The sequence below is a fragment of the Mycobacterium sp. TH-M25 genome (genome assembly GCF_057473665.1).
This window is the reverse complement of the sequence record NZ_JBYCLA010000100.1, coordinates 1-8,352: the sequence shown is the minus strand read 5'-3', so window position 1 is coordinate 8,352 and position 8,352 is coordinate 1. Positions and strand designations below refer to the sequence as shown.

The 8,352-nt window shown below is 65.0% G+C and carries 10 protein-coding genes and 1 pseudogene; 5 read left to right on the top strand and 6 right to left on the bottom strand.

All coding sequences use genetic code 11. The features are described from left to right. The first annotated feature begins 341 nt into the window (after positions 1–341). The gene (locus AC2VOU_RS03655; protein WP_486956123.1) at positions 342–524 is read left to right on the top strand and encodes a (2Fe-2S)-binding protein; all 183 of its coding nucleotides are present in this window, start codon (positions 342–344) and stop codon (positions 522–524) included. A gap of 5 nt (positions 525–529) precedes the next feature. Here the strand turns inward: AC2VOU_RS03655 and AC2VOU_RS03650 are convergent, their stop codons facing one another. From AC2VOU_RS03650 to AC2VOU_RS03630, 5 genes and pseudogenes are all read right to left on the bottom strand, one after another. After that, on the bottom strand, positions 530–1,288 hold the full coding sequence (locus tag AC2VOU_RS03650; protein ID WP_486956122.1) for an enoyl-CoA hydratase/isomerase family protein: 759 nt from the start codon (positions 1,286–1,288) through the stop codon (positions 530–532). A gap of 9 nt (positions 1,289–1,297) precedes the next feature. Continuing rightward, positions 1,298–1,996, bottom strand: a complete 699-nt coding sequence (locus AC2VOU_RS03645) for an EthD domain-containing protein (RefSeq protein WP_486956121.1) — start codon at positions 1,994–1,996, stop codon at positions 1,298–1,300. 9 nt (positions 1,997–2,005) lie between these two features. Beyond that, positions 2,006–2,638 (bottom strand): PaaI family thioesterase, encoded by a 633-nt coding sequence (locus AC2VOU_RS03640; protein ID WP_486956120.1) that lies wholly within the window; start codon positions 2,636–2,638, stop codon positions 2,006–2,008. Positions 2,639–2,697: 59 nt separating this feature from the next. Then, positions 2,698–2,925: pseudogene (locus tag AC2VOU_RS03635) on the bottom strand (IS607 family transposase); the annotation flags it as partial. A gap of 59 nt (positions 2,926–2,984) precedes the next feature. Further along, positions 2,985–3,920, bottom strand: a complete 936-nt coding sequence (locus tag AC2VOU_RS03630; RefSeq protein WP_486956119.1) for a hydrogen peroxide-inducible genes activator — start codon at positions 3,918–3,920, stop codon at positions 2,985–2,987. Positions 3,921–4,025: 105 nt separating this feature from the next. Here AC2VOU_RS03630 and AC2VOU_RS03625 point away from each other — a divergent pair, with 105 nt between their 5' ends. Genes AC2VOU_RS03625 through AC2VOU_RS03610 form a run of 4 tightly spaced genes read left to right on the top strand, consistent with a single transcriptional unit; the run spans position 4,026 to position 7,782 of the window. Then, complete coding sequence (locus AC2VOU_RS03625) at positions 4,026–4,613, top strand: peroxiredoxin (RefSeq protein ID WP_486940238.1); 588 nt, start codon at positions 4,026–4,028, stop codon at positions 4,611–4,613. A gap of 12 nt (positions 4,614–4,625) precedes the next feature. After that, positions 4,626–5,162, top strand: coding sequence for an alkyl hydroperoxide reductase (locus tag AC2VOU_RS03620; protein WP_486956118.1), 537 nt, complete (start codon positions 4,626–4,628; stop codon positions 5,160–5,162). Positions 5,163–5,175: 13 nt separating this feature from the next. Next, a complete protein-coding gene (locus AC2VOU_RS03615; protein WP_486956117.1) occupies positions 5,176–6,474 on the top strand; it encodes an alpha-amylase family glycosyl hydrolase in 1,299 nt (432 codons plus the stop codon). Positions 6,475–6,531: 57 nt separating this feature from the next. Beyond that, the gene (locus tag AC2VOU_RS03610; RefSeq protein WP_486956124.1) at positions 6,532–7,782 is read left to right on the top strand and encodes an alpha-hydroxy acid oxidase; all 1,251 of its coding nucleotides are present in this window, start codon (positions 6,532–6,534) and stop codon (positions 7,780–7,782) included. Here AC2VOU_RS03610 and AC2VOU_RS03605 read toward each other — a convergent pair. After that, positions 7,763–8,352: hypothetical protein (locus AC2VOU_RS03605; RefSeq protein ID WP_486956116.1), on the bottom strand; the 590-nt coding region annotated here is incomplete at its 5' end. The two genes, AC2VOU_RS03610 and AC2VOU_RS03605, sit on opposite strands and share 20 nt — an antisense overlap.

Genomic DNA, 8,352 nt, shown 5'->3' with positions numbered 1-8,352 from the left:
AGATCGCCGTAGCACGTGTCCGGGCCACGCTACCGCAGGTCAAAAGCCTTGTCACCGAAGGTAATACTCAGTCAGGTCAGCATTCCCTAACTAACCCGATCCTTGGTTTGAGCATTCGGTCCGCCATTCGGCGTTTATGTCGTGAGCGCCGAGCCGAGAAATTGTGGTCGGCTGGTCCGTGCACGATCCGCGCCCCGCCCGCGCCGGCCGGCGCGGATGGTGGGAGTCAACGCGAGGGGTTGCCGACGCGTTAGAAGTTAGGTTAGCCTTCACGAACCTGGTTAGGTTAGACTCTACTAACACGCGTTTTGGTCACTGTCGGAGAGCCTGGAGGTGCGCTGATGTACGTGTGCCTGTGCGAGGGCGTCACCAGCCAGACCGTATCTGAAACGGTCGCCCGCGGTGCGTCAACCTCCAAAGAGGTCGCCGCGCGATGCGGCGCGGGCCTGGACTGCGGCCGTTGCCGGCGCACCGTGCGCGCGATAATCGAGGCCGCCGCGCAATTGCAGCCGACCGGCACCTGAGTTCTTCAACTCCCCCGCTTGGCGGTGAAATCCGCCAGCGCTGCCGCATTGGTTTGACCGCCCAACAGTTCAGCGAAATACGAGTTCTCACGCTCAGTCGCCGCAGCGATGTCAGCCATCGTGGGTTCGACCATCGACTGCTTGACCGCGATTAGGCTCGGAATCGACCGTGCGGCCAGGATTTCGGCGTGCCTACGGGCCTCGGTGACCAAATCGTCGGGCTCGCACACCTTCCAGACCAGGCCCATGGCTAGGGCCTCCGGCGCGCTCACCCACTCCGACGACATCAGCAGCCACGCGGCGTTCTGGCGGCCGATCAATTGCGGCAGCAGGTAAGACGATGCCGCCTCGGGTGCGACGCCCAGACTGGTGAATGGGCACTTCAGCCGTGCCGTCGACGACATGAACGTCAAATCTGCGTAGCCGAGGAGGGTGGTGCCGATACCGACGCCGACGCCGTTCACCGCACAGATCAGCGGCTTGGGGAACCGGGTCAGCGCGTCGATCATCGTGGTGAAATGCGATCCCTGGTCGGCCATCGCGGGATCGGTGATACGGGCCTGCATCTCCTTGAGGTCGTTGCCGGCGCTGAATGCGCGCCCGGCCCCGGTCAACAGCACAACGGCCACCTCGGGGTCCCCGGCCGCCTTCAGCAAGGCCCCGGCGGTGGCTTCGTAGAGTGCCTCGTTGAACGCGTTGAGCGCTTCGGGCCGGTTCAGCGTGAGGGTGCGAACTCTCTTGTCGTCTTCGATCTGGAGTATCACCGGCGTCTCCTAGCTAGCGAACGGTGTGGTGAGTACGTAGCGGCTGGTCGGCACGGTGTCGATGTTCTCGTTGGCGCCGAAAGCCGCTGTGCTGGAGATCATTCGGGCCAGCCGCCGCTGTAGATCGGCGTCGTCCGCGGCGCCGAAGAATGCCTGCAGGTCGGTGACGGCCTCGATCGGGAACAGCTCTTCGACGATGCCGGCCAACCGCGGCGCGTCGGGTGTCAGCGCACGCACTACCGCGTTCTGGGTGTAGCCGAAGGTGGATTGTGTCTCTATCGCCACCGGCGTGTGATCGTGCTGCCAGCGCTGAAGCCATGTCGCGTAATCCAATTCGGCCGGACGACGTAGCAAGGCGATGTTCGCCAAACCTGTTGTGCGTTCCCCTAGTTGGAGCGGGGCTGGCAACGGGTTGGATTCGGTGACCAGATACGCCGCCAGCCGGTCGCAGTCGGCCGCCAGCAGGCGCAGCGCCTCGGCGATCTGGTCCCCGTAGCACTGCTGTGTCCACATGCTCACCACGGCAACGGCGGGTGGATCGAGCGTCGTCAACGTCATCATCGAGTGATTCACCGCTGCGTCGCGGACGTTGACGCTCAGGCCGGCTACGCCGAGCGCCAGGATCGCCTCGGCGACCGATGTTCGCTGCCGTCGACACCAATCATCGTCATGGTCGGCGGACCGCAGCAGTGCCACTACCTTTTCCATGGGCGCAACCTATTCCGAGCGATCCCGCGCCCAGCGCGGTTGGATGAATACGCCTTCGGCCTCGACGGTGACGCCCGCTGCATCGGCGAGGTGGCCGACGGCGTAGGTCTTCACACCCTCGGTGCGGGTGATGCGGGCTTCGCCGCGCAGGTCCCCGAGTCGGGTGGCTCGCACGTAGCGGAAGTTGATGGTGCCGGTCAGGCGTGGGTTGATGCCGTCGCTGGCGGCCTCCCCCAGCAGGTGATCGAGTACCAGCGCGGCGACGCCGCCGTGGACGTGACCAGGCGGTCCTTCGTACGCGGCGCCCAGATGAAAATCGCACACCGATGTGCCGGATGCGTCGCGATGGATCTGCACCGGCGGCGCAAGCGGATTGCGGATCCCGATGACGGCGTTGCCCCACGCCATCCGCTCGCCGGTGGCCAGATAGCGCACACCAAAGCCACCGTCGGTCTGTTTCTGACGCAAACGTGTGGTGGCCGAATCGATCTCGGCGACGGCGGTTGCCACGGTGCCGGCGTCCACCTCGGTCCTGATCGTCGCGTCGATCAGCGCCCGCACCGACTCGGCCAGCGGCTGGTAGACCGCCCGTAGCCGTTCGACGTCCTCGGCGCTGAGGTCTTCGAGCGTGAAGTCCAACATCAAGCGAAACTAGAACACGTTCACTTTAGTCGCGGTACTGGGGTCCTCGTGACTACCGTTGCAGTCACCCACGCCACCTGCCGATCCAGATCGGCTCTCTGATCAGCCGACGACACCCGCGCACACACCGCGATCCGCGATCGCGCGCCAGCGTCCCCAGCCGGTTCGTCGACAAGAATCAGTCGGCCTACCCGCCGGGCCGGTACCGGCAACAGACCAGCACGAAACCAGCGATACGCCCTCACCCGCGCAACACCAATGCGCTCCGCCCACGCCGCCAGATTCATGTCTTTGTTCCTACAGCACGCTACCGACAACAACCGACCACTCACCAGGCAACAGCTGACTACCCCACCGGACGAACTCGCTGGTCGGCGACGAGCAGTTCGCTGATCAACCCGGCGAGCTGCCGGTAGGGGCCTTCGCGTCCGCTGGATGCGCGGAACACCAAGCCGATGCGACGGCCGGGCCGGGGCACGGCGAAATACGCGAGGTCCAGTCGGCTGCGTTTGGTCTCGACGGGCACCGCGCTCTGCGGAATCAACGTCACGCCCAGCCCGCCGGCGACGCACTGCACGGCGGTGGCCAATGACGCGGCCCGAGTGTTGGCCAGTTCGGCGTGCACACCGGCTTTGCGACAGATGTCGAGTGCCTGATCTCGCAGGCAGTGTCCCTCGTCGAGCAGTAGCAACGGCAACTCGGCGAGCGCCGCCGGTGGCACCCGCTTCTTGCCGGCCAGCGGATGGCCGGATGGCAGCGCCAGCACGAAATCTTCGTCGTACAGCGGGATCTCGCTCATGCCGGCGGCTTCGGCCGGCAACGCGATCAGTGCCGCGTCCACCGACCCCTCGCGCAACCCGGTCAGCAGCCGTTCGGTCTGGTCCTCGATCACGCGTAACGACAACCCCGGCAGTCGATCGCCGAGACCGGCGAGCAACGTCGGCAACACATAGGGCGCCACCGTGGGAATCAGTCCCAGCCGGATGGTGCCCCGCAGCGGATCGGTGGACCCGGCGGCCGCCGCGGTGAACGCCGTCGCCGCGTCGATCACGGCCTGGGCCTGGGATAGCAGCGCGCTGCCCTCGGTCGTTAGAAGTACCCGTCGGGTGGAGCGCTCCACCAACTTGACGCCGAGGCCCGCCTCCAAGGCCGAGAGCGCTTGCGACAAAGTCGACTGGCTGATCTCGAGAGTTGTTGCGGCGCTGCCGAAATGGCGCTTCTCGGCAACGGCTACGAACGCGCGCAGTCCGGCTATCGTCGGCTGATAAGTCTTATCGGTCATACCTATCAGTATAGTGGGAAATATCACCTTTCATTTAAAGTGTGGGTCGGGCAAGATGGTGGCAGCAGGTATTTTGACTAAATCCAATTTGACTGGAGGAGCGACATGGCCTTGTTGACAATCGGCGACCAGTTCCCGGCCTACACGCTGACGGCGTTGATCGGTGGAGACCTCTCCAAGGTCGACGCTCAGCAGCCCGAGGACTACTTCACCACCATCTCCAGCGACGACTTCGCGGGCAAATGGCGGGTCGTGTTCTTCTGGCCCAAGGACTTCACCTTTGTCTGCCCCACGGAAATCGCTGCCTTCGGCAAGCTCAACGACGAGTTCATCGACCGCGATGCCCAAGTCCTCGGCGTCTCCGTCGACAACGAGTTCGTGCACTTCCAGTGGCGTGCCCAGCACGACGACCTGAAAAAGCTCCCCTTCCCGATGCTTTCGGACCTCAAGCGGGAACTGGTGGAGGCCACCGGCGCGCTGAACAAAGACGGCGTCGCCGACCGTGTCACCTACATTGTCGACCCGAACAACGAAATCCAGTTCGTGTCGGTGACCGCCGGATCGGTGGGCCGCAACGTCGACGAGGTGCTACGCGTGCTCGACGCACTGCAGTCAGACGAGCTGTGCGCCTGCAACTGGCGTAAAGGCGACCCCACGCTGGACGCCGGAGAGCTGCTGAAGGCATCGGCCTGATCGGAGGACCTGATGAGTCTGGACAACCTCAAAGAGGCATTGCCGGAATACGCCAAGGATCTCAAGCTCAACCTCGGCTCGATCAGCCGCACTACCGTACTCAACACCGAGCAGCTGTGGGGCACCTTGTTGGCCAGTGCCGCGGCGACGCGAAACGCCCAGGTGCTGACCGAGATTAGCGCTGAGGCGGCCGACGAATTGTCCGCCGAGGCGTATCAGGCAGCGCTGGGCGCCGCGTCGATCATGGGCATGAACAACGTGTTCTACCGCGGTCGCGGTTTCCTGGACGGCAAATACGACGACCTGCGTCCGGGGTTGCGGATGAACATCATCGGCAACCCGGGCGTCGACAAGGCCAACTTTGAACTGTGGTCGTTCGCCGTGTCGTCGATCAACGGATGTGCACACTGCGTGAGCGCCCACGAGCAGGTGCTACGCGAGGCAGGTGTCGAGCGTGAGGCGATCTTGGAGGCGCTGAAGGCCGCCGCGATCGTCGCCGGTGTTGCCCAGGCGATCTCGACGGCGCAAACGTTGGCGCCCACCGGGTAGCGTGCGTCCGGCGATGAGCGCGCCCGCCTGGGCCGAGCAGGTGATCTGGTGGCACGTCTACCCGCTGGGATTCGTGGGCGCATTTCCGGCCGCCGCCGCCCCGGATGCGCGCGAGCATCGACTGCGGCGCCTCGTTGGATGGTTCGATCATGCGATAGAGCTGGGCGCCTCGGGCGTCGCGCTCGGACCGATCTTCGCTGCTCGCACCCACGGGTATGACACCACCGACCACTACCGCATCGACCCACGGCTCGGTGATGACGACGACTTCGACCACCTGATCGTCGAAGCGCGGCGGCGCGGGTTACGGGTGCTGCTGGACGGGGTGTTCAACCATGTCGGCGTTGATTTCTCCCGCTACCGTGACGCGGCGCACGACGCTGCGGCGGCCCGGTGGTTCCGCGGTCGGCCCGGCCGGTTTCACACCTTCGAAGGCCACGACGGTTTGCTCACCCTCAACCACGACAACCCGGAGGTCGTCGAGTACACCGCCGACGTGATGTCCCACTGGCTGGGACGTGGAGCCGACGGCTGGCGGCTGGATGCGGCTTACGCTGTGCCGCAACATTTCTGGAGTTCAGTGTTGGGGCGAGTTCGCGATGCCCATCCGGAAGCGTGGTTTGTCGGCGAACTCATTCACGGCGACTACGTCGCGGTCGTCGGCGATAGCGGGTTCGACTCGGCCACTCAGTACGAGTTGTGGAAGGCGATCTGGAGTGGTCTCAACGACGGCAATTTCTTCGAGCTGGATCATGCGCTGCAGCGCCATAACGAGGTGCAGAAGGTTTTTGCGCCATTGACTTTCGTTGGCAACCACGATGTCACGCGCATCGCCAGCCAACTCGATCACCCGAAGCATCTCGCCCACGCGCTCGTCGTCTTGATGACGGTCGGCGGGGTGCCGAGCATCTACGCCGGCGACGAATTCGGGTACCGCGGCATCAAGGAGGAACGGTTCGGTGGCGACGACGCAGTACGTCCTGAATTCGGCTCTCCCCCAGCCGCACTCGATGCACCCGAGATGCAGACCTGGTCGCTGCATCAACACCTGATCGGCCTACGCCGACGGCATCCGTGGCTGCATACCGCGTCGACGTCGGCGCTGCGGCTGGATAACCGGCACTACGTTTATCAGACCAGCCACGGCGACCAGGCGCTGATCGTCGCACTCAACATCGACGATGAGCCGTTGCGGATCCGACTCGATGCCGGCTCGGCGGAGGTCATCGCCGGCAGCGGAGCGCCGCCATCCGAGGTGGTGGCTACCGTCACCGTCGAGCCGCACGGCTGGCGGATTCTGCGGCCGGTCTGATCGAAGGTGTCACCGGTCGAACGGGTCGCTCGCACATTCCAGATGGCTTACGGTGACATTGTGGTCAAACGGCGGATGCCGAAAGCACGTGATCTCGCGCCGCTGATCCGTTTTCGCGCGCCACGGCTTGACCGAGTTCAGCGTCGCCTCGATGACGCGCTGACTATCGACGACCTGCGGCGACTCGCGAAGCGCCGCACGCCCAGGGCGGCGTTCGACTACGCCGACGGTGCTGCCGAAGACGAGATATCGATCCAGCGCGCTCGACAAGCCTTTCGTGACATCGAGTTTCACCCGTCGATCCTGCGCGACGTGAGCCATGTCCGCGCCGATTGGCCGGTGCTCGGTGCTTCGGTGGCGCTACCGTTCGTCATCGCGCCGACAGGTTTCACCCGCTTGATGCACACCGACGGTGAACTCGCCGGTGTGCGGGTCGCGGCGAAGACCGGTATCCCGTTTTCGCTGTCGACGCTGGGGACCGCGTCGATCGAGGAGGTGGCGGCCGCTGCGCCGCAGGGCCGCAAGTGGTTTCAGCTATACATGTGGCGGGATCGGGAGCGGTCGATGGCGTTGGTGAAGCGGGCCGCCGACGCTGGTTTTGACACCCTGCTGGTCACCGTCGACGTGCCGGTTGCCGGCGCCCGCCTGCGCGATGTTCGCAACGGGATGTCGATACCGCCGGCGTTGACCTTGCGGACCGCGCTCGACGCCGCGCTGCGGCCGCGTTGGTGGATCGACCTGCTGACCACCGAACCGCTCTCGTTCGCATCGCTGGATCGCTGGTCGGGCACCGTCGGTGAATATCTGGATTCGATGTTCGATCCCACCCTGACGTTCGACGACCTGGTCTGGATCAAAGCGCAATGGCCGGGCAAGCTCGTCGTCAAAGGCATCCAGACCCTCGAGGACGCAGCAGCCGTGGTGAATCTCGGCGCCGACGGCATCGTGCTGTCCAATCACGGTGGCCGCCAGCTGGATCGGGCGCCGGTGCCGTTCCATTTGCTACCCGTCGTCGCGGGCGAGCTCGGAGCTGACACCGAAATCCTGGTCGACACCGGCGTGATGTCCGGCGCTGACATTGTCGCCTCGATCGCGCTGGGCGCGCGCGGCGTCCTGATCGGCCGGGCGTACCTGTACGGGCTGATGGCCGGCGGCGAGGCCGGCGTGCGCCGAGCTGTCGACATCCTTTCCGCGCAACTGCTCCGCACCATGAAGCTGCTCGGCGTCGGCTGCCTCGAGGAGTTGGCCCCCACGCACGTCACTCAGTTGCGCCGGCTGGTGCCGGTGGTCAGTGGTGAGTCGACATGAACAGGTAGTAGGTGGCGTAGGCGACCACAAAGAGCGCAACAAGCACCGCCGACGTCGTCCGCTGACCGTTGGTTTGGGCTCGGTACCTGGGTGCGCAGGTGGTAACCGGAAAGCCGAGAGCGGTCAAGATCTCCGCTGCCGGGCCCTGACCGCCGGGGTCGATGTTGACCTGGCCCCGGTGGCGGACTTGAAGTTCGACGGTCAGCGGGTACCACGACAGATCCAGGTGGTCGTCGGTCGTTACTGCGCTGCCGTAGTTGGTGGGGCGACTGCGGTGGGCATTCAGCGCCGGCCTGATGTAGGCGTTCTCGATGTCTGCGCGCAGCGCAAGCGGTGCGTCGTCGGCATAGACGCCGTGCTGATCGACATACAGATCAACGGCGGGGCGGTGCGCTACCAGTGCGCATGACAGGGCGCGCGGATAGATCGTGATGAAACCGACCAGGACGGCCGCGGCGGCGAGCACCTTCGCGGGTCCAGGCAACACCGTGATCGCCGCGACCAGTAGCAGCGAAGCACCCGCCGTCGCCCCGAACACCGACGTCACCCGCGGGGTGGTCTGCATCAGAG